This is a genomic window from Marinactinospora endophytica (assembly GCF_054780875.1).
In genome coordinates this window covers 34572-53931 of the sequence record NZ_BAAGVM010000012.1, presented here as the reverse complement: position 1 = coordinate 53931, position 19360 = coordinate 34572, and the positions used below count along the sequence as shown (strand labels likewise).

The window sequence follows — 19360 nt, the reverse complement described above, 5'->3', positions numbered from 1 at the left end:
GGAGAGCGGCTACGACCTTCGAAGTAGGCGGGTGCGTCGCCGCCATGCTGAGATGGGAACCGTGTGGCGACTTCCGTGGCGTGAGACCCTGGACCGGCGGATCCTGGGCGGCCGCCTCTACCTTGGCAGTACGTTGTGGGCCGGCGCCCATCTAGGGCTCGGCCTGCTGCTGTGGGGGGTGGGCGCCTACGTCCACCGCGGTGGGGTCGATCCGCGCTGGCTGCTCGTGACGCTGCTCCTCGTCTGCGTCGCGCTGCTGGTACGCCGGGCGGCTCCGGGACGGGGGCTGCTGCTGGGCACGGTCGTCCTGGTGGTCGAGATCGTGTTCCTCGGCCCCTCCTCCTCGACGCCCATCATCTACGGCGACCTGCTCTACGCGGTCGGGGCGTGGGGGCGCCGGCGTCTCGCGCTGGTCGCCTTCGCCATCGTCCTCGTGGGCAACGCCCTGGTGGTCGTGGTGGCCGGGTACCTGCTGCTGCGCGGGTTCCTGGTGGGAGGGCTGCTCACCCTGTTGCAGCTGCTCGGGCTGTACGTCCTCATGTTCACCACCCCCGCCATCAGCGGGCTGAGCATCCGGGAGCACCGGCTGCGCGCCGACCTGGAACGCCAGCGGGCCCGCCAGATCGAGCGCATGGCCGAGCTCGACCGGATCAACGCGATCGCGGAGGAACGCGGGCGCATGGCCAGGGAACTGCACGACGTCATCGCCAACCACCTCAGCGCGGTCGCGGTGCAGTCGACCGCCGCGCTGTCGATGCGCGAGTTCGACCCCGAGGTGGTGCGTCGGGTCCTCGGGGTGGTGCGCGACAGCAGCGTGCAGGGGCTCGCGGAGATGCGCCGGATGATCGGCGTCCTGCGCTCCGACGACAATCCCGACCTGGAGCGGGTCACCCCCCGGCTGGCCGAGGTGGAACGTCTGGTCGACACCGTCCGCCGCGCCGGCCTGGAGGTCACCCTGACCGAGACCGGCCCGTCCGTCCCGTTGCCGGTCCAGGTGGACGCGGCGGCCTACCGGATCGTGCAGGAGTCGCTGACCAACGCGCTGCGCTACGCCGACCCCAAACAGGTCGAGGTCACGGTGGAGCGGCCGAGCGTGGCGGCGGTGGCGGAAGAAGGGGGCCGGCTCGTGCTCACCGTGGAGAACGGCCTGCCGGCCGAAGGGACGGTCGTCGAACGCGGCGACCTGGGGGCCGGGACCGGCCTGACGGGGATGCGTGAGAGGGCGACCCTGCTCGGCGGGACCTTCAGCGCCGGACCGGTCGACGGGCGGCGTTGGCGGGTGCGCGCGGTCCTGCCGGTGGAGCCGTGGCAGGGCTAGCCCGGCCCGGGCGGCTTGCCGCCCCTCGCCGCCGGGGCCGGACGGGCCGGGGGACGCTGTCGGCGTTTCGCCGGCAGGACCGGCGGGCCGCCCGCCTGCGGCCCGGCCACGTCGTGGACATCAGGACGTTGGGAGGCGGCCAGGACGGCGGCGGAGCGCGGGGTCAGGGGCGTGGGGAGACGCGGCTCCAGCGGCGGCCCGGGCGCCGCCCCCCGGCCGCGGCGCGGCACCTGGGACACACCCGGCGGACCTCGTCGGCGGCCCCGCCCGACTCGGGGAAGACGTCGGGCCAGGGCACGTGGTGGAAACGGCGCAGCCGCGACCTGCTCAGCGCCAGCCCGCACAGTGTCTGGTTGGTACCCGGCCACCAGGCGTGCGCCTCGCCCGCGGGGAGGCGCACCCCCTCCTCGTCCCGCCACTCGCCGGATGCGGCGACCGACGGCTCACCTCGTGTCGGCATCCCCGCTCCCCTCAGGCCGTCGTTCCGCTGCGTCCTATCCCCCTACCCTCCCCGGCTCGCTGTCACGGCCTCGTAGGCTGCTGCCATGACGGAGGGGACGCAGATGGGGCCGACGGTCCGGGTGATCGTGGCCGAAGACCAGTGGGCGGTCAGATCGGGCCTGGTCATGATCTTGGACTCGGCCCCCGGCATCGAGGTGGTCGCCGAGGCGGCCGACGGCGAGGAGGCCGTGGCCGCGGCGTTGCGCCTGCGCCCCGACCTGGTGCTCATGGACGTGCGGATGCCGCGCAAGGACGGCATCTCCGCCACCCGTGACCTCGCCGGCAGTGGTGTCGACGTGCTGATCCTGACGACGTTCGACCTCGACGAGTACGTCTTCGGGGCGCTGCGCGCCGGCGCGGCGGGCTTCCTGTTGAAGAACATCGAGGCCGACGAACTCGTCGAGGCCGTGCGCCTGGTCGCGCGCGGCGAGGGGATGATCGCTCCCGCGGTGACCCGCCGCCTCATCCGGGAGTTCGCCGGGAGCCCGGTCGCCCCTCCGGCCCCACAGGCGGCCCAGCCCCCGGCGGAGCTGGCCGCGTTGACCCCGCGGGAGCTCGAGGTGCTGGCCTGTGTGGGGGAGGGGCTGTCCAACCAGCAGATCGCCCGGCGCCTGGGCATCACCGAGACCACCACCAAGACCCATGTCAGCCGTCTCCTGGCCAAGCTGGACCTGCGCAGCCGGGTCCAGGCGGCGATCCTCGCCCAGGAGCTGGGCGTGGTGTGAGCGGGGTCAGCCGAACCTGAGGCGCAACCCGGCCAGGAGCGCCTCCAGGCCGTCGAGGAACCAGGCGTCGTAGTCGGGGGCGGGGTCGCCCAGTTCGGCCAGGTGCGGGTGGCGGGCGTCCAGCGAGGCGGGAGCGGGGCCGGGACGGCCCTCGGCGCGCACCTGGTGGATGACGGCTCCGGTCACGTAGGCGTCCAGCGCCGCCGCGGCGCGGGCGATCGCGTCCCGGTCCAGCCCCGCCTCCTCGAAGGCCGCGTAGTGGGCCTCCAGGGAGCGCAGTGCCGAGGCGCTGTCGGGCTTGCGGTGGACGATGAGCGGTAGCGCCCCCGAGTGGCGCAGCAGCCGGGCGCGGTACTCCTCGGCCCAGGAGCGCAACCGCTCCTGCCAGGGACGGTCGTCGCCGGGCTCCTCGTCCCGTGGCGCGGCCTCCTCCTCGGCCGCGCCCGCGGCGGGGGCGTCCCCGTCGACGGGCCGGGTGGTGTCGGTGATGTGCTCGACGATCGCGGCGTAGAGCTGGTCCTTGCCGAGGGGGAAGTGGTGGTAGATGGCCATGGCCTCGACCTGGAGCGCGTCGCCGAGGCGTCGCATGGTCAGGCCGCTCAGTCCCCGGCCGTCGATGATCTTGAGTGCTTCGGTGATGATGCGCCCGGCGCTGAGTCCGGCGTTGTTGCGGCTCACCAGCCCATCTTAAACTTACTTTGTAAAGGCGATGGCGCGGGGACGACCCGCCCCTCCACAGTGATCCGGCTCACCCATAGAGTAGTGCCGGCGGCGCAGCCGCGACCGCCGTAACCACACGGACCTCCCGGGAGGGGACATGAGACTGGGTGGGCGCAAGGTCGGCCCGCAGGCGCGTGAGCGTCACGACGAGGACCGCGCCCTCGCCGGGCGACTGCCCGAACTGCTGGACGCCGCCGCCGAAGCCGAACGCGCGCTACACGACGCGCAGCGGCGCGGTGCCGACGTCGGCGAGCTGCACCGGCTCGGCAGGGCCCTGGACGGGGCGTTGACCGAGGCCATGCGCGCCGCCTACGCGCGGCGCCGCACCCTTATGGGGCCGCGCGCCCTTGACGACCGGATCTACCGACGCCGCGCCATGGCCAGGCCGGCCGTCAAGGAGGCCACCGCGCTCGCCGAGCGTCTGCTGACCTTGCGCGAACGCCACCGCCTGCACGGGATCGAGCGCCTGCCCCGCAGCCCCGTCTCCTGAGCGGCCCCGCCCGGGAGGCGGCACGGATGCGCGCACCCGCCTGTTGATGGCAGTATTCCGACAGTAGGCCCACCACGCCCAGGGTGGATGGCGTGATGTCAGGTGAGGAGTACGGGGAGCGATGACGTCGGAGTTCGTCCACATCGACGCCGCGTCGAAGGTCCCTCCCTACGAACAGATCAGAAGCGCCATCGCGCAGGCCGCGGCCAACGGCGAACTGCCCGTCGGGTTCAAGCTGCCGACCGTACGCGCGCTCGCCGAGGAACTGTCGGTCGCGGTCAACACCGCGGCACGCGCCTACCGCGAGCTGGAACAGGCCGGCATCGTCGAGACACGCGGCAGGTCGGGGACCTTCGTCGCGGCCGGCGGAGACCGGCAGCGCACCGAGGCGCTGGCCGCCGCCCGCGCCTACGCCGACGTCATCTCCCGGCTGGGGCTGGACGCCGACGAGGCGCTGCGCATCGTCTCGGCCGCCCTGCGCGGACGCGACTGAGGGACGTCCCGCCGCTGTGGGGCCGTTCGGAGAGGCGTCGCCGCGCCACAGCGCGCCGGCCCCGCCGCCTGCGCCTCGGGGCCCGCGAAAGACGAACGGCCCCGCACCGGCCACCGGTGGGTGGCGGGTACGGGGCCTGGTGCGGCGCGCCGGTGCGGGGGTGCCCCGCGCGGATCAGCTGGCGAAGTCCAGCAGCTGCTGGGCGCGGCTGGGGTGGCGCAGCTTGGACAGCGACTGCTTCTCCAACTGGCGGATGCGCTCACGGGTGAGACCGAGGTGCTTGCCGATCTCGTCCAGGGTGCGCGGACGTCCGTCCATCAGGCCGAAGCGCAGGGACATGATCGTCGCCTCGCGCGGCTCCAGGTCGTCCAGCGCCCGCCGGAGCTGGTCGGCCATCAACTGGCGGTCGACGACCTCGGAGGCCTCGGAGGCGTCGATGTCCTCGATGAGGTCGCCGATGCGGGTCTCGCCGTCCTCGCCGATCGTGGAGTCGAGGCTGATGGGCTGACGGGTGACCCGCAGCAACTCCTCGATCTGGGCGGGTGTCTTGTCCAGCTCGTGTGCCAGCTCCTCGGGGGTGGGCTCACGCCCGAGGGTCTGGTGCATGTCGCGCTCGAGCCGGCTGACCTTGCTGAGCAGCTCCAGCACGTGGACGGGCAGCCGGATGGTGCGCGCGGAGTCGGCGAAGCCACGCTGGATGGCCTGGCGGATCCACCACATGGCGTAGGTGGAGAACTTGTAGCCCTTGGCGTAGTCGAACTTCTCGACCGCGCGGATCAGGCCGAGGTTGCCCTCCTGCACGACGTCGAGCAGCGACATGCCACGGTCGCTGTACTTCTTGGCGACCGAGACGACCAGGCGGAGATTGGCCTCCAACATGTGCGCCTTGGCCCTACGGCCATCCTCGGCGATCCACTCCAGATCCTCGCGCTCGGTGTCGTCGAGGTCGGTGGGCTCGGGGGCGCCGTCGAGCAGGCCGAGCCGGTACTCGGCGTACAGGCCCGCCTCGATCCGCTTGGCGAGGTCGACCTCCTGCTCGGCGGTGAGCAGCTGGCGCCGGCCGATGGCCTTGAGGTAGGTGTGGACGGAGTCGCCCATGGCGGGGGACTGGTCGTCCAGGTCGGCCTCGGGGGCCTCCGAATCGGCGGAGGCGGTCTTGGACCTACGGGTCCTGGAGACGGCCGGTGCGGGCCCGTTGGTGTCGAGGGCCTCCTCGAGCGCCTCGTCGTCGGCGTCGGGGTCCACCGCGTCGGTGGAACGGTCGTCCCCGTTGGCGAGGCGCACGCCGGAGTCGGTGAGTTCGCGCAGGATGGAGCGGCCGTCGGCCGGGCTGATGCCGGCCGAGGAGAACGCGTCACGGAGCTCCGCAAGGGACAGATGCCCCTGGGAGCGCCCCCGCGTGATCAGCTCGTTGAGAGCGGCCGACGCGGCGTTGTCGGCTGCGGTGTCCGCCACCGTGGGAGAAGTGGCCAGGGCAGTGCGCGACATGAGGGCACCTCCCTCCCTTCCAAGACGTCAGGCACGCGGCGGCTTGGGAAGTCCGCCGTCTTGGCGCGCCAATATGTCCAACGTGTCAGAGAGTCAAATGTTCCCGATCTCGATTGGATATCGGATGTAGTGGTGTACATCACGTCGTGAGCGGTTTGGATCAGGGGTGAGGAGCGGGTAAGGGCGGCGGGGTCGCGGGACGGACAACGGGCGGTACACGGACGAGAGGAGACCCGAGGCGGCCGGGCGGCCGCGCTTTCGGGGAACGCGACTGAACAACAGGACGCACGGGGAGGGAGTGGAGTTCCCCGCGGCCGTGAACGGCCACGTCCTCCCTCCCCTGCCCCGTCAGGTCCGGGTCATGCACCCCGAGCCGGGGCGCGCAGCGTCCGCAGATCGGGTTTCCCCGACGCCAGCAGGGGCAACTCCGCGCGCACGTCGAGTTCGCGGGGCGCGGCGTAGGCCGGCAGGAACGAGCGGACCCGGGAACGCACCTCGTCGAGGGTCGGCGGGGCACTGGGATCGGCGGGAACCACGACGACGGTCACCCGTTGCCCCCATTCGGGATCGTCGCGGCCCACGACGACGGCCTCGGAGACCGAGTCGAGACCGCACACGATCTCGGCGACCTCGGAGGGGACGACCTTGTGGCCGCCGGTGTTGATGACGTCGTCCGCGCGGCCGCGCACCCGGAGCCGCCCCTCGTCGTCGAGGACGCCCAGGTCCCCCGTCGTGAAGCGCGGCCGCCCGTCGGGGCCGGGGCGCAGGTGGGCGGCCGACAGGTCCGGACGCAGCCGGTAGCCGCTGAACAGCATCGGCCCGCCCAGCAGGATCCGTCCGTCCTCGGCGACGCGGACGTCCACCCCCTCCAGGGGAACGCCGTCGTAGACGCATCCGCCGCAGGTCTCGCTCATGCCGTAGGTCGTGACCACCCGCCCTCCGGCGGCGCGGGCGGCCTCCAGCAGGGCGGTGTCGGCCGCGGCGCCGCCGAGCAGGATCGTGCCGAACGCCGACAGGTCGGCCCCCGCGGCCAGCAGCCGACGCAGCTGGGTGGGGACCAGGGAGACGTGCGGACGGTGTTCGGCTGCGGCGGCCAGTACGGCGTCGACGTCGAAACGGAGGTGGATCGGCTCGCTCCCGCAGGCCAGCGCCCGCAGGATCACCTGGAGGCCGGAGATGTGCGCGGTGGGCAGCGTGCACAGCCAGACGTCACCGGGGCCCGCGCCGATACGGGCGAGGGAGGACCGCGAGGAGTGGGTCAGCGCGGGAGCGCTCAGCTCCACGCCCTTGGGAGTCCCGGTGGAGCCGGAGGTCGCGATGACCAGGGCGACGTCGTCGCCGATGCCCACGCCCCCGTCCACGGGGGTGACCCCCTCGGGGGTGCGTACCGACGAGGGGCGCATGGCCTCGACCAGGGCGCGTACCCGGGGCGCGGGCGTGTCGGCGGCGATGGGCAGCACGGCGGGACCGTCGCCGGCCAGGGCGCGGGCGAGGAGTTCGGTGAGGTGGCGGCCGTCCAGGCCGACCACCGCCTGCAAGGGTCGTTTCGGCACGTCCACGACGTTATCGCCGCGTCACCTCCGCCGCGACGACGCCCCATCGCCCCTCAGGGCGGGTGCGGGGCCGGGACGTGAGGAGACTAAGGTTGTCCTCTGGAAAGTGAGGCGTTCGGGCAGGCCGACGGGGTGCGTAGCGCCGCCGGGCCCCCGTGCCGCCTCGTGACGCATCGTCGCGTGAGGAGAGTGCGGAGTCGTGAGCAGCGTGATCGACTGGAAGCGGTCGGGGGACTACACCGACATCATCTACGAGACCGCCGAGGGAATCGCCAAGATCACGATCAACCGCCCCGAGCGCCACAACGCCTTCCGCCCGCAGACCCTGTTCGAGCTCCAGGACGCGTTCAACATCGCGCGCGACGACTCCCGGGTCGGTGTCATCATCTTCACCGGGGCCGGGGACCAGGCGTTCTGCTCCGGCGGTGACCAGAAGATCCGCGGTGACGACGGGTACATGGGCGATGACGCGGTGGCCCGGCAGGGCATCGGCCGTCTCAACGTGCTCGACCTGCAGGTCCAGATCCGGCGCCTGCCCAAGCCGGTGATCTGCATGGTCGCCGGCTGGTCGATCGGCGGGGGCAACGTGCTCCAGGTCTGCTGCGACCTGACGATCGCCGCCGACAACGCCAAGTTCGGCCAGACCGGGCCGAAGGTGGGGTCCTTCGACGGCGGGTACGGTTCGTGGCTGCTGGCCCAGACGGTCGGTCTGAAGAAGGCCCGTGAGATCTGGTACCTGTGCCGCCAGTACAGCGCGCAGGAGGCCCTGGAGATGGGCATGGTCAACGCGGTGGTCCCGCTGGAGCGGTTGGAGGAGGAGACCGTCGCCTGGGCCCGTGAGCTGCTGGAGAAGTCCCCGCTGGCGCTGCGCATGCTCAAGGGCGCGATCAACGCGGTCAGCGACGGCGCCGCGGGCATGCAGCAGTTCGCCGGCGACGCGACGATGCTCTACTACATGAGCGAGGAGGCCCAGGAGGGCCGCGACGCGTTCAAGGAGAAGCGGCGTCCCGAGTTCGAGAAGTTCCCGCGCCGCCCCTAGGAGCGCGGAACGGCGGAAGCGACGTGGCGGAAGGAGCGGCGTGGAACGGGAGACGGCGGACGGCGTGGTGACCGGCCGGGTCTTCTCGATCGCGATGCGGACGCGGTTTCGCGGGGTGACCGCCCGCGAGGGTGTTCTGGTGCGCGGAGCGGCCGGATGGGGGGAGTTCTCCCCGTTCGCCGAGTACGGGCCGCGCGAATGCGCCCGTTGGTGGGCGGCCTGCCATGAGGCGGCCGAGGTCGGCTGGCCCGAACCGGTGCGTGACCGGGTCCCGGTCAACGTCACGGTGCCGGCGGTCGGTCCCGAGCAGGCCGCCCGCATCGTCGCCGAGGCGGGCTGCTCCACCGCCAAGGTGAAGATCGCCGAGAAGGGCCAGGGGGACGCCGACGACATCGCCCGCGTCGAGGCGGTCCGCGACGCGCTCGGGCCACGGGGCAAGGTCCGCGTCGACGTCAACGGGGCCTGGCGGGTCGACCACGCCGTCCGGATGATCCGCGAGCTGGACCGTTTCGACCTGGAATACGTCGAACAGCCGTGCGCGACGCTGGAGGAGCTGGCGCTGGTGCGTCGGCGGGTGGACGTGCCGATCGCGGCCGACGAGTCGATCCGCCGGGCCGAGGACCCGTTGAAGGTGCGGGCGGCCGGGGCCGCCGACATCGTGGTGCTCAAGGTGCAGCCGCTGGGCGGGGTGCGCCCGGCGTTGCGCGTCGCCGAGGAGTGCGGTCTGCCCGTGGTGGTCTCCAGCGCGGTGGAGACGTCGGTGGGCCTGGCGGCGGGGGTGGCCTTGGCCGCGGCGTTGCCGGAGCTGCCCTACGCCTGTGGGCTGGCCACGATGCACCTGCTCGCCACGGACGTGTGCGCCGATCCGCTGCTGCCCGTGGACGGCCACCTGCCGGTGCGCCGTCCCGAGGTGGACGAGGCCCGGCTCGCCGCGGTCGAGGTCCCGGCGCGGGCCTGGCTGGAACGGATGGCGGCGGCCCGACGCGAGTGGCGGGCCCGGGCGCTCTGAACTCCCGCGTCGGCCGGCCCGGCGTCACGACGTGAGCGATCGCGCAGCCCCCGCGGGGACGAGGCGGGGACCTGGAAGCGTTGTCCGGTCAAGGGAGTTCACCTCCTCCCGTTCCCCTCGCACGCTCCGAGCGCGGTTACGAACCGGGAGACTGGGAAGGCGGAGCCCTACCCCGAGTGGCCGAAGTCGGCGGGCGGGACCGTCGTGGGGACCGTCCCCGCCCGTGTTTGCCGGACCCGCGATCGCGATCGCGAGCGGACTAGTGAAAGAAGTTGCCGTGAATCCCTCCACCGCCCTGGCGCGTGTCCTCGTCGACGAACTGGCCCGGTGCGGGCTGGCGGAGGCCGTCGTCGCGCCGGGATCGCGCTCCACCCCACTGGCGCTGGCCCTCGTCGCCCATCCGGACATCCGGGTCCACGTGCGCATCGACGAGCGTTCCGCGGCCTTCCTCGCCCTGGGGCTGGCCCGCGTGTCAAGGCGCGCGGTGGCGCTCGTGTGCACCTCGGGCACTGCCGCGGCCAACTTCCACCCGGCCGTGCTGGAGGCCGACCAGAGCGGTGTCCCGCTGCTGGTGCTGACCGCGGACCGGCCGCCGGAACTGCGGGGGACCGGGGCCAACCAGACCGTCGATCAGGTGGCGTTGTACGGCACGGCGGTCCGCTCCTTCACCGAGGTGGGGGTCGCCGACCCGGTGCCGGGGATGAGGGCCTACTGGCGGTCACTGGCCTGCCGGGCCTGGGAGTCGGCGGCCGGGCGCCGGCCGGGACCGGTGCACCTGAACCTCGCCTTCCGTGACCCGTTGGTGCCCGACGCCGAGGAGGGCGGGACGCGGTGGCCGGAGCCGTTGGAGGGCAGGCCCGACGGACGCCCCTGGATCGCGTCGGCGTCGTCGGTCCCGTGTGAGGCCGTCCCGGTGGAACTGCCCCAGGTGGAGCGGGGCGTCATCGTGTGCGGTGACGGCGACTACGACCCGATCCCCTTCCTCGCCCTGGCGGCGGCCACGGGGTGGCCGCTGTTCGCCGAGCCGACCTCCAACGCCCGGCGGACCGGGGCGGTCTCGACCTACCGGCAACTGCTCGCGGCGCCGGGGTTCGTTGCCGGGCACGAGCCGGAGCTCGTGGTCAGCGTGGGACGGCCGGGACTGTCGCGACAGGTCCTGGGGTATCTCAGGCGAGCGCCGCGACACGTGGTGGTGGCCGGCCCCAACGGGTTCGCCGATCCGGTGCGCACCGCCACCGACGTCGTCGAGGCGGTCGCGCCTCCTCCCGGCGCGGACCCCGACACCTCCTGGGCGCGTTCCTGGCGGCGCGCGGAGGAGGCGGCGCGCTCGGCGGTGGACGCGCTGCTGGACGCCGAGGAGACGCTGAGCGAACCGCGGCTGGCCCGGGACCTGGCCGCGCACCTGCCCAACGGCTCGCTGTTGTTCGCCGGTTCGAGCATGCCGATCCGCGACCTGGACGCGACGATGAGCCCTCGCTGCGCGGCGCGCATCGTGGGAAACCGCGGGGTGAGCGGGATCGACGGGACCGTCTCGACCGCGCTCGGGGCGGCGCTGGCCCACCAGCGTGACGGGGGCGGGGGCGGTTACGCGCTGCTGGGGGACCTGGCGCTGCTCCACGACCAGAACGGGCTGGTCATCGGTCCGCAGGAGCCGCGTCCGGACCTGGCGATCGTGGTGGTCAACAACGACGGCGGCGGCATCTTCTCCGGGTTGGAGCAGGCGGGCCACCCCGACTTCGAGCGCGTCTTCGGCACCCCGCACGGGGTGTCCATGGAACATGTCGCCATGGTGGCCGACCTCGCCTACACCCGTCTGGAGTGGGCGACCGACCTGCCCAAGGCCCTGCTGGGCGAGGGGGTGCGCATCATCGAGGTGTGCACCGACCGCGCGGACTCCGCCGCGTTGCGGCGCCGTCTCCAGGAGGAGGTCACCGCCGTCGTCGAGTGACGTCCGGCGCGGGGAGGGGCACCGCCGCCATGCTCCCGTGGGGCGGTCCCCGGGTGGGTTCCACCGGTTTCGCTGACGAGGCGGCCTCCGCCGTCCTACTCTTTCTTCACGTGCAAATGCACGTGCATACGGTCGTGCATGAGGAGGGTGACGTGATCGGTGAGACCGGGCGGAACGGGTGGAGCCGAAGGGGACGCGTCGGCGCCGCGCGCGGCAGGCACGCGCGGCGGGATCGGCGTCGCGGGCGACCGGGGGCACGCGCGGTACTGCGGGTGACGGTGCTCCTGGGCTGGGCGGTCCGGCTGGTCATGGGCTTCTCCGAGCCCGCTCCGTGACGGCCGGGGGATACTGGCGGCATGGGGCGAGTACTGCACATGACGACGCTGCGGGAGTGGCGCGACCGGGACGGGGCGCTGGTGCCGGGGACGTTGCGCACCGAGGGGTTCGCCCACGCCGCGCCGGACGACACCGCGATGCTCGCCGTCGCCAACGCCTTCCACCGTGACGTGTCCGAACCCCAGGTGGTCCTGGCGGTGGACACCGCCCTGGTCGGCGCGCGGGTCCGCTGGGAGGTCCCCGACCCGGCGCCGCCCGGATCGGCGCCGGGCGCCACCCTTCCCCGCATCCACGGACCGATCCCCGAACGGGCCGTCGTGGGGGTCCGGTACGTCCGCCGCGACCCTTGGGGCGGTTACCTCGCCTTCGAAGCGCGGACCGGGACCGCGGAGAGGTTCGACCTGGTGCCCTCCCCCGAAGGGGGCTGGTACCGGCGGACGTGGCAGACCGGGGTCCCGGCGCACCCCACCGACGGGCGGGCGGGACGCGACACCGCCACCGCGATCCTGTTCCTGCTCGGTCCGGGCGAGACCTCGCGCTGGCACCGGCTCCGCTCCGATGAGCTGTGGGTGTTCAACCGCGGCGGCCCTCTGTCACTCGTCCTGGGCGGCAGCGGCGAAAGCCCCGAGGCCTCCGCCGAGATCCTGCTCGGATCCGGTGCCGAGGAGGGACACGGCCTCCAGGCGGCCGTGCCGGCCGGCACCTGGCAGTGCGCCCGCCCCGTGGAGCCTCGCGAGGCGCTGGTGACCTGCGTGGTCTCCCCCGGGTTCGACTTCGCCGACTTCGAGGCCGGTCCCACCGTGCCCCCCATGGATCACAGCAGCCGGGCCAGGGCCGACAACGCCACGTAGTACGGCAGGCTCAGCACCAGCACGGAGATCGCGACGGACAGGGCGCGCGGCCAGCGTCGCCGGCCGCGCAGCGCCGGCAGCGACGCCCACCTGCGGGAGGCCAGCACCACGGCGCCGGCGAGCACGCCCCCGCCCAGCGCCCAGACGAGGACGGGGAGCGCCAGCCAGTCCCCCAGGGCCAGTCCGGCCAACCAGACCACTCCGCCGGTCAGCAGCGCGTCGACCACCCCCGCCCGGTCCAGCCCCCGAGGGGCCGGGCGGCGTTCGCGCACCACGGAGACGAGCGTGAGCAGCGGGGCGCCCAGGACGAGTGACAGGGTGAGCGCCGCGGTCCCGAGGTGTCCGCCGGGGGGAGTCTCGGCGAACTCGGCGAGGTCCAGACCGAGCATCCGCATCCCCAGGTGTTCCACGGGGACACCGACGCTGTTGGCCATGACGACCACGCCCCGCTCGCCATCGTGGGCGACGAAGGAGCGCTGCCCGCCGGTCTGTCCGTTGTGCCACACCACGTCGCGGCCGGAGACGTCCCACAGCTGCCAGGCCAGTCCGGTCCGCGCGGAGCGTTCGGCCGGCCCGGAGGAGTTCCGCAGCGGTTCGGCCGCGCGTCGCAGGGCCGGGCCCAGGGGGGTCTCGTGCCCCATCATCGCCCGCAGGAACAGCGCGAGGTCGCCGGCGGTGCTCCATGTTCCGATGCCGGCCGGCAGGTAGTCGGCGTTGTTCCAGGTGGAGGTGCGCATCCCGGAGCGGGTGTGCGGCAGCGCCGCACCCGAGGGGGGATCGGGATCCCCGGGAACGTTCAGCGTCGTCGAGGTCATGCCCAGCGGACGTAGTACGCGCTCCCGCAGCGCGGTGGGGTAGTCGGTGCCCAGTCGCTCGGCGAGGGCCGCGCCCAGCAGCGCGTAGCCGAGGTTGGAGTAGGCGTACTCCCCGGGCTCCCCGGGCAGGTCGGACAGCGAGGCGACGGCCTGCAGCGGGTCGGGCGCGTCGACATAGGGATCCCCGAGCAGGAATACCTCGGCTCCGGAGCGCACCGTGGCCGGCAGTCCCTGCGGGGCGAGCCGGGGCAGCCCCGAGTGGTGGGTCGCCAGCTCCTCCAGGGTGATCGCGGCGACAGAGGGGTGGGCGAAGCCCACATCGGGCCAGATCTCGCCGATCGTCGTATCGGTCCCGCCCTCACCGCTCTCCAGCATCACCGCGAACAGGGCCGCGGTCAGCGGCTTTTGGGTGGAGCCGTTCTCGAACGGGGTGTCGGGGCGCACGGGGGAGCCGGTGCCGGTCGAGCCGAACGCGGCGGAGCGGATCAGCCCGTCCTCGACGACCGCCACCGACAGGCCCGCCACCGGTCCGTCGGGGAGCAGGCCGCGGACCTCGGCGGCCAGCGCGTCGTCTCCGGAGTGCGCCGTCGGGTCGGCGGGGGAGGTGAGGGGCGGAACGGTCCACAGGAGAGCGGAGGCGGCCACGGCGACGACGAGGGCGACGGTGATCGCTCGGGAGGAGAAGCGGTGGAGGAGGGGCGGCCGCCGGTGCGGGGACGAGGGGGTGGTGGGCATGTGTTCTCCGGAGGGCTAGGAGCGGCCTGCGGCGAGGACGACCAGGAGCGGGATGACCCGTTGGGGCGGGACCCGGTACCTGCCCCGCCCGGTGGAGTGCAGCCAGCCGGCCGCGACGAGCTGGCGCAGGTGGTGGTAGAGCTGACCGGTCGTGCCGAGGGTCGGGTCCTCCTTGAGGTCGGCGGAGGCGTACGTGCCGGTGAGGACGAGCTGGAGCAGTCGCAGTCGGACCGGGTGGCCGAGGGCGTCGAGGGCGGGCGCCACCTCGCTCCAGTCGGCCTCGGTGAGCTCCGCCGCTTCGGCGCCCTGCTGCCACTCGTAGACCTCGCCGGTCGGGAGCGGAACCACGCCGGTGAACAGCACCGCGCCCCGTTGCGGGTCGGCGTTGCGTTTGAGCTCCTCCAGCGGGGCGAAGCGGGGGTCCGCGGCGGTGGGGGAGGACGTGTCGCCGGTGGGGGCGGCGCCTTCGAGGCGGGTCACGCGCTCTTCGAGGTCCGCCAGGCGGCTTCGGAGCGGTTCGAGCGGATCGTCCATAGGACGATAATACGTAAGAACGTAGTTGTGTACATAATCGGGTCCGACGATCACAAGGGGCGGACCAGGCGGAAACAACGCAGCGCCCCGCCGTTCGCTCGAACGGCGGGGCGCTGCGCGGACGGGCCGGGGCTCAGTCGTCGGTGAGGGCCTCGCGCATGACGCGGAACTTCGCCTCGGTCTCGGCGACCTCGGCCGTGGGATCGGAACCGGCGACGATGCCACCGCCGGCGAACAGCCGCGCCCGTGATCCCTCGATCTCGGCGCAGCGCAACGCGATGCCCCATTCGCCGTTGCCCTGGGCGTCGATCCAGCCCACGGGGGCCGCGTAGCGGCCGCGGTCCATTCCCTCGAGTTCCCGGATGAGCGGCATCGCGGTCGCGGTGGGGGTTCCGCCCACCGCCGCGGTGGGGTGCAGCGCGGCGACCACGTCGAGCGTCGAGGTTCCGGGTGACAGCGTGGCGCGCGCCGGTGAGGCGAGGTGCTGCACGTTGGCCAGCCGCAGCAGTTCGGGCCGCTCGGGGACGTCGATCGACGAGCACAACGGCGCAAGCGTCGTCCGCAGCGAGTCGATCGCGTAACGGTGCTCCTCCAGGTCCTTGGGGGAGGAGAGCAGCTCGTCGGCGAGCGCCGTGTCCTCCTGGGCGTCCCCGCCGCGCGGACGGGTGCCGGCCAGCACGAGCGAGGAGACGGCGTCGCCCTGGCGCCGGATCAGCAGCTCGGGGGTCGCGCCCACCATGCCGGCGACGGAGAAGGTGTAGCAGTCGGGGTGGTCCCTGCTCAGCCGGCCGAGCAGCGAGCGCACGTCGATGCCGGCCTCGGCGTCGACGTAGAGGTCGCGGGCGAGCACGACCTTGTCCAGATCGCCGGCGCGGATGCGCCGCACGGCGGCGGTGACCGCACGCCCCCACTCGTCCGCGCTCAGCGCCCCCGACGACCAGCGCAGCGGTCCGACCCGACGTGGCGGCGTCACACGGGTGAGGAGTTCCTCGGGGTGGGTGTCGGGTCGGTCGCAGACGGTGGTGAGCCAGGAGCGCCCGTCGCGTCGGCCCACGATGACGCGGGGCAGCACCAGGGTGGAACCGGCCGAGCCCGGGTCGAAGGTGAAGGACCCGAACACGACCGGCCCGGTACCGGGCAGTTCGACCGAGTCGTCGACGACGACCGTCGCCATGAGGTCGTCGAGCCAGCGCGAGGCCGCGGTGAAGCGCTCGGTTCCCTGGCCGCCCTCCTCGGCCGGGAGTCTGAGCCGGGCCGCGCTGCCCCATGCGACGATTCCGTCGCCACCGTGGATCCAGGCGAACGGGCCGTGGGGTGGGAGGTGGGTCAGAAGGTCACGACCGTCGCGTAGCGGAACGGTTCGGACGATCAGCTTCTGCGGCGTTTCAGGTGCGACACTCACGACAATCCAGTCTAGAGCGCACACCTCGGACAGTTCGCGGGGCGCCGGGGGAGGACCGGAGCGCCCAGGAGACGAAGGACACGTGCCGCGCGGATCCCACGTCATCACACCGTGAGCCTCCCACGCCCCTTAGGCTGGCCACCGGTCGCAGTCACGGCAACATTACGGGGGTCGACGTTCGATGGGATGGTTGGGACGATCCGCGCTCGTCTTCGCGACGGTTCCGCTCCTCGCCTCGTGCGCGAGCGTCCCGCCGGGAGCCTCGCCCGCACAGGTCCCCCGGCCGGGCGGCGTGGAGATGTCACCGAGCGGCGGGACGCTCTCCGGGCGGATCCCCGACGGGTGCGAGGTCGATCCGGCCGCTCCCAAGCGGCAGCTGCGCGGAGCCTGGATCGCCACCGTGCGCAACATCGACTGGCCCTCCACGACCGGACTGAGCGCGAAGGAGCAGCAGGACGAGCTGCGCGCCCAGCTCGACCGCGCCCGCGACCTCGGTCTCAACGCGGTCTTCTTCCATGTCCGCCCGACCGCGGACGCGCTCTACGCCTCCGAGAAGGAGCCCTGGGCGCGTTACCTGACCGGACGCCAGGGCGGTGACCCCGGTTACGACCCGTTGGAGTTCGCCACGGCCGAGGCGCACGCGCGGGGCCTGGAACTCCACGCCTGGTTCAACCCCTACCGGGTGGGCTGGAAGGACCCCGACCTCAAGGGGCTGGTCGCCGACCACCCGGCACGCGAGAACCCCGACTGGCTCATCGAGTACGCCGACCAGGGCTGGTTCGACCCGGGCAACCCCGAGGTCCAGCAGTGGGTGAGCGACGTCGTCCTCGACGTCGTGGAGCGCTACGACGTCGACGGCGTCCACTTCGACGACTACTTCTACCCCTATCCGGTGGACGGTCAGCGGTTCGACGACGACGAGAGCTGGCGCAAGTACGGCGGGGGGTTCGACGACCGCGGCGACTGGCGGCGCGACAACGTCAACACGCTGATCGCCGACATCCACGGCCGGATCCAGCAGACCAAACCCTGGGTCCGGTTCGGGGTGAGCCCCTTCGGCATCTGGCGCAACCGGGCCACCGACCCCACGGGTTCCGACACCGACGGCCTCCAGTCCTACGACGCCCAGCACGCCGACACCCGCGCCTGGATCCAGGCGGGCACGGTCGACTACGTGATCCCCCAGCTCTACTGGTACCGCGGGTTCGAGATCGCCGACTACGAGCGGCTCGTTCCCTGGTGGGCCGGCGAGGTCGCCGGGACCGAGGTCGACCTCTACATCGGCCAGGCCGCCTACAAGGTCGGCGACCAGGGGTGGAAGGGGGAGGAGGCGCTCTCCCGCCAGCTCGACTTCAACACCGGTCACCCCGAGGTCGGCGGGGACGTCTACTTCTCCATGAAGGATCTCAGCGGCCGGGCACGCGGCGCGATCGAACATGTGGCCGCCACGCACTACGCCCACCCGGCCCTGCCCCCGGTGGCCGGAGGGGACTCCCACACGGCCCCGGCGCCGGTCACCGACCTGGCCGCGCGCCGATCGGGCGGGGAGGTGCGGCTCTCTTGGACCGCGCCCGAGGACGCCCGCGCCTTCGCGGTCTACCGGGTGCCGGGGGAGGGCACCGATCTATGCGCGCTGGCCGACGCCACCCACCTGGTCGACGTCATCGGTGTGCAGGAGGGCGCACAGGCCCAGGAGTACACCGACACCGCGCCACTCGAGGGGCAGGCCCGCTACTACGTCACCGCCCTGGACGTCTACCGGAGCGAGAGCCTTCCGGGACTCGGCGCGCCGGTGAACGGAGGGTAACGCAATCCACACCTCCCGGTTAGGCGGCAGAATGCCCGACCGGGGGAATTCCTCGCCGGGACACGGATAGAAATCTGTGTAGGAGGGCAGACCTGAAGCACGTACCGGTGCGGGGGAGCTGCCACAGGTCGAGGAGGGTGCAATGGCTCTGCGAGAGAACGAACGGCGGATCCTCGCCGAGATCGAGCACCGTCTCAGCGAGGACGACCCCGAACTGGCGGGCCGGCTCTCCTCATTCGGCGAGGGCGATCCCTCCTTCTCCACCGCCTTGGCGGGTGGGGGCTGGAGGCCCTGGCTGGTCTGCGGGATCATCGCGGTCACGGTGGTGGGACTGCTCGTGGTGCTGTTCACGCTCACGCCCGGGGCGCCCGCGGACAGCGTCCCCTCCTCTCCGGGGACCACCGAGGTCGTGGCGCCGCGGACAGGGGTCTCCTGACCCCCGTCCCGTCGATCGCCCCCCGCCACCCCGCCCTCCCCTGAGAGACGGCGGGCTTTCGCCCGCGCGGGAGCGGCCCTTCCCCGTTCCTCAGCTCCTCCCGATGGCCCGCCCTCGGGGCCTCAGCCGTGCCGAGGGCAGTACGGGCGCGTCCAGCCGGGACCCGGGGTAACCCTCGACCGAGCCGAAACGCGGACTCTCGCGCATCCACTCCTCGCGGGCCTGGGCGACCTCCTCGTGACTGCGGCCGATGAAGTTCCACCACATGACGAACTCCTCCTCGAACGGCGGCCCGCCGAGCAGGAGCATACGCGCGGCGCGGTCCGAGTCGTTGACCAGTTCCACCGTCGGCACGCCCGGCTCCAGGTAGCCCAGGGCGCTCGGGGGCACCGCCGTGCCCGCCATGGTCACCATCCCGCTGTCGACGAGAAGGCCGTGTTCGAAGTCGCGGTCGAGTTCCAGGCGGACCCGCCCCCGCGGGGCCACGACGATCTCGGCGCCCAGCAACGGGGTGAAGGTCTCCACGGGCGAGGAGCCCCCCGCCAGGGAGCCCAGGAAGACCCGGATGGAGGCGTCGTCGAGGTCGAAGGGGGCCGGCGCGTAGTGCCGGAAGGCGCGCGGGGCGTCGCGTCGCTCCTCGGGAAGCACGATCCACAACTGCACGCCGTGCAGGACGGTGGTGCGCGAGGTCGACACCTCCGAGTGGCAGATACCGTGCCCGCCGGTCATCAGGTTCAGTTCCCCTGGACGGACCAGCGCGTGGATCCCCAGACTGTCACGGTGCTCGATCTCACCGCTGAACAGCCAGCTCGCCGTCTGTAGGCCGGTGTGGGGGTGGGGGGCGACGTCCATGCCCCCGGTGCGGGCGACGTCGTCGGGGCCGTAGTGGTCGGCGAAGCACCAGGCGCCGATCGAGGAGCGGGCGCGCTGCGGAAGGGTACGCCGTACGGTCATCGCCCGCAGGCCGCCGAGAGGAACATCGCGCGCGGTCAAGACCTCGACCGGGGCGGGGGACGGGGCGCCGTCCGCCGGGTGCGCCGCGCCGTGGCAGCGCAGCAGGGAGGGGGCCGGCTCGGTGTTACTCATGGGGCTGATGACCTCTCGGAACGCGATGGTCCGCTCGTCGGCCATCGTGCCGCGATGATAACGGAGCCCCCGAA

The 19360-nt window shown here is 72.8% G+C and carries 19 protein-coding genes; 11 read left to right on the top strand and 8 right to left on the bottom strand.

The genetic code is table 11. The features are described 5' to 3' along the window. Window positions 1-52: 52 nt before the first annotated feature. Entirely contained in the window at window positions 53-1318 is a 1266-nt protein-coding gene (locus ACYVHU_RS20710; RefSeq protein WP_432941308.1) for a sensor histidine kinase, read from the top strand. A 163-nt stretch (window positions 1319-1481) separates the two neighbouring features. Here the strand turns inward: ACYVHU_RS20710 and ACYVHU_RS20705 are convergent, their stop codons facing one another. Continuing rightward, entirely contained in the window at window positions 1482-1778 is a 297-nt protein-coding gene (locus ACYVHU_RS20705) for a hypothetical protein (protein WP_078759700.1), read from the bottom strand. 85 nt (window positions 1779-1863) lie between these two features. Between ACYVHU_RS20705 and ACYVHU_RS20700 the strand changes: the two genes are divergently transcribed. Beyond that, entirely contained in the window at window positions 1864-2544 is a 681-nt protein-coding gene (locus ACYVHU_RS20700) for a response regulator (protein WP_235000620.1), read from the top strand. Window positions 2545-2550: 6 nt separating this feature from the next. Here ACYVHU_RS20700 and ACYVHU_RS20695 read toward each other — a convergent pair whose 3' ends face one another. Further along, window positions 2551-3222, bottom strand: coding sequence for a TetR/AcrR family transcriptional regulator (locus tag ACYVHU_RS20695; RefSeq protein ID WP_078759698.1), 672 nt, complete (start codon window positions 3220-3222; stop codon window positions 2551-2553). Window positions 3223-3361: 139 nt separating this feature from the next. Here ACYVHU_RS20695 and ACYVHU_RS20690 point away from each other — a divergent pair, with 139 nt between their 5' ends. Together ACYVHU_RS20690 and ACYVHU_RS20685 are read left to right on the top strand one after the other, a co-directional pair. Continuing rightward, window positions 3362-3754, top strand: coding sequence for a hypothetical protein (locus tag ACYVHU_RS20690; protein WP_078759697.1), 393 nt, complete (start codon window positions 3362-3364; stop codon window positions 3752-3754). A gap of 121 nt (window positions 3755-3875) precedes the next feature. Next, entirely contained in the window at window positions 3876-4247 is a 372-nt protein-coding gene (locus ACYVHU_RS20685) for a GntR family transcriptional regulator (protein ID WP_078759696.1), read from the top strand. Between the two features lie 174 nt (window positions 4248-4421). On the opposite strand, the gene ACYVHU_RS20680 is transcribed toward ACYVHU_RS20685, so the two are convergent. Both ACYVHU_RS20680 and ACYVHU_RS20675 read right to left on the bottom strand, forming a co-directional pair. Beyond that, complete coding sequence (locus ACYVHU_RS20680) at window positions 4422-5735, bottom strand: RNA polymerase sigma factor (protein WP_078759695.1); 1314 nt, start codon at window positions 5733-5735, stop codon at window positions 4422-4424. 359 nt (window positions 5736-6094) lie between these two features. After that, window positions 6095-7288, bottom strand: a complete 1194-nt coding sequence (locus ACYVHU_RS20675) for an AMP-binding protein (RefSeq protein ID WP_078760015.1) — start codon at window positions 7286-7288, stop codon at window positions 6095-6097. A 199-nt stretch (window positions 7289-7487) separates the two neighbouring features. Here ACYVHU_RS20675 and menB point away from each other — a divergent pair, with 199 nt between their 5' ends. The 5 genes from menB (at window position 7488) to ACYVHU_RS20650 (ending at window position 12471) form a co-directional block, all read left to right on the top strand. After that, complete coding sequence (gene menB / locus ACYVHU_RS20670) at window positions 7488-8327, top strand: 1,4-dihydroxy-2-naphthoyl-CoA synthase (RefSeq protein WP_078759694.1); 840 nt, start codon at window positions 7488-7490, stop codon at window positions 8325-8327. A gap of 67 nt (window positions 8328-8394) precedes the next feature. Then, on the top strand, window positions 8395-9336 hold the full coding sequence (locus tag ACYVHU_RS20665) for an o-succinylbenzoate synthase (protein WP_078760014.1): 942 nt from the start codon (window positions 8395-8397) through the stop codon (window positions 9334-9336). Window positions 9337-9613: 277 nt separating this feature from the next. Then, window positions 9614-11284, top strand: a complete 1671-nt coding sequence (gene menD / locus ACYVHU_RS20660; RefSeq protein ID WP_200813471.1) for a 2-succinyl-5-enolpyruvyl-6-hydroxy-3-cyclohexene-1-carboxylic-acid synthase — start codon at window positions 9614-9616, stop codon at window positions 11282-11284. A 152-nt stretch (window positions 11285-11436) separates the two neighbouring features. Then, on the top strand, window positions 11437-11619 hold the full coding sequence (locus ACYVHU_RS20655; RefSeq protein ID WP_144290647.1) for a hypothetical protein: 183 nt from the start codon (window positions 11437-11439) through the stop codon (window positions 11617-11619). A gap of 21 nt (window positions 11620-11640) precedes the next feature. Then, the gene (locus ACYVHU_RS20650) at window positions 11641-12471 is read left to right on the top strand and encodes a cupin domain-containing protein (protein ID WP_078759692.1); all 831 of its coding nucleotides are present in this window, start codon (window positions 11641-11643) and stop codon (window positions 12469-12471) included. On the opposite strand, the gene ACYVHU_RS20645 is transcribed toward ACYVHU_RS20650, so the two are convergent. The 3 genes from ACYVHU_RS20645 to ACYVHU_RS20635 form a co-directional block, all read right to left on the bottom strand. Further along, window positions 12435-14021 (bottom strand): serine hydrolase domain-containing protein, encoded by a 1587-nt coding sequence (locus ACYVHU_RS20645; RefSeq protein WP_498949297.1) that lies wholly within the window; start codon window positions 14019-14021, stop codon window positions 12435-12437. The two genes, ACYVHU_RS20650 and ACYVHU_RS20645, sit on opposite strands and share 37 nt — an antisense overlap. Window positions 14022-14036: 15 nt before the next feature. Further along, a complete protein-coding gene (locus tag ACYVHU_RS20640) occupies window positions 14037-14555 on the bottom strand; it encodes an ArsR family transcriptional regulator (protein WP_078759690.1) in 519 nt (172 codons plus the stop codon). A gap of 133 nt (window positions 14556-14688) precedes the next feature. Continuing rightward, a complete protein-coding gene (locus tag ACYVHU_RS20635; RefSeq protein WP_078759689.1) occupies window positions 14689-15957 on the bottom strand; it encodes an isochorismate synthase in 1269 nt (422 codons plus the stop codon). A 181-nt stretch (window positions 15958-16138) separates the two neighbouring features. On the opposite strand from ACYVHU_RS20635, the gene ACYVHU_RS20630 reads away from it, so the two are divergent. Next, window positions 16139-17764, top strand: coding sequence for a glycoside hydrolase family 10-like protein (locus ACYVHU_RS20630; RefSeq protein WP_432941297.1), 1626 nt, complete (start codon window positions 16139-16141; stop codon window positions 17762-17764). A 142-nt stretch (window positions 17765-17906) separates the two neighbouring features. Beyond that, window positions 17907-18200: a DUF3040 domain-containing protein gene (locus ACYVHU_RS20625; RefSeq protein WP_078759687.1), complete on the top strand. Its 294-nt coding sequence runs from the start codon at window positions 17907-17909 to the stop codon at window positions 18198-18200. Between the two features lie 90 nt (window positions 18201-18290). On the opposite strand, the gene ACYVHU_RS20620 is transcribed toward ACYVHU_RS20625, so the two are convergent. After that, a complete protein-coding gene (locus ACYVHU_RS20620; protein ID WP_498949295.1) occupies window positions 18291-19331 on the bottom strand; it encodes a pirin family protein in 1041 nt (346 codons plus the stop codon). Between the last annotated feature and the right edge of the window lie 29 nt (window positions 19332-19360).

Bases quoted from the DNA above. Each gene is read 5' to 3' on its own strand.
- ACYVHU_RS20640 (WP_078759690.1), bottom strand. From the start codon at position 14,555: ATGGACGATCCGCTCGAACCGCTCCGAAGCCGCCTGGCGGACCTCGAA.
- ACYVHU_RS20620 (WP_498949295.1), bottom strand. From the start codon at position 19,331: ATGGCCGACGAGCGGACCATCGCGTTCCGAGAGGTCATCAGCCCCATG.
- ACYVHU_RS20700 (WP_235000620.1), top strand. From the start codon at position 1,864: ATGACGGAGGGGACGCAGATGGGGCCGACGGTCCGGGTGATCGTGGCC.
- ACYVHU_RS20625 (WP_078759687.1), top strand. From the start codon at position 17,907: ATGGCTCTGCGAGAGAACGAACGGCGGATCCTCGCCGAGATCGAGCAC.
- ACYVHU_RS20710 (WP_432941308.1), top strand. From the start codon at position 53: ATGGGAACCGTGTGGCGACTTCCGTGGCGTGAGACCCTGGACCGGCGG.
- ACYVHU_RS20690 (WP_078759697.1), top strand. From the start codon at position 3,362: ATGAGACTGGGTGGGCGCAAGGTCGGCCCGCAGGCGCGTGAGCGTCAC.
- ACYVHU_RS20650 (WP_078759692.1), top strand. From the start codon at position 11,641: ATGGGGCGAGTACTGCACATGACGACGCTGCGGGAGTGGCGCGACCGG.
- ACYVHU_RS20685 (WP_078759696.1), top strand. From the start codon at position 3,876: ATGACGTCGGAGTTCGTCCACATCGACGCCGCGTCGAAGGTCCCTCCC.
- ACYVHU_RS20705 (WP_078759700.1), bottom strand. From the start codon at position 1,778: ATGCCGACACGAGGTGAGCCGTCGGTCGCCGCATCCGGCGAGTGGCGG.
- ACYVHU_RS20645 (WP_498949297.1), bottom strand. From the start codon at position 14,021: ATGCCCACCACCCCCTCGTCCCCGCACCGGCGGCCGCCCCTCCTCCAC.
- ACYVHU_RS20680 (WP_078759695.1), bottom strand. From the start codon at position 5,735: ATGTCGCGCACTGCCCTGGCCACTTCTCCCACGGTGGCGGACACCGCA.
- ACYVHU_RS20630 (WP_432941297.1), top strand. From the start codon at position 16,139: ATGGGATGGTTGGGACGATCCGCGCTCGTCTTCGCGACGGTTCCGCTC.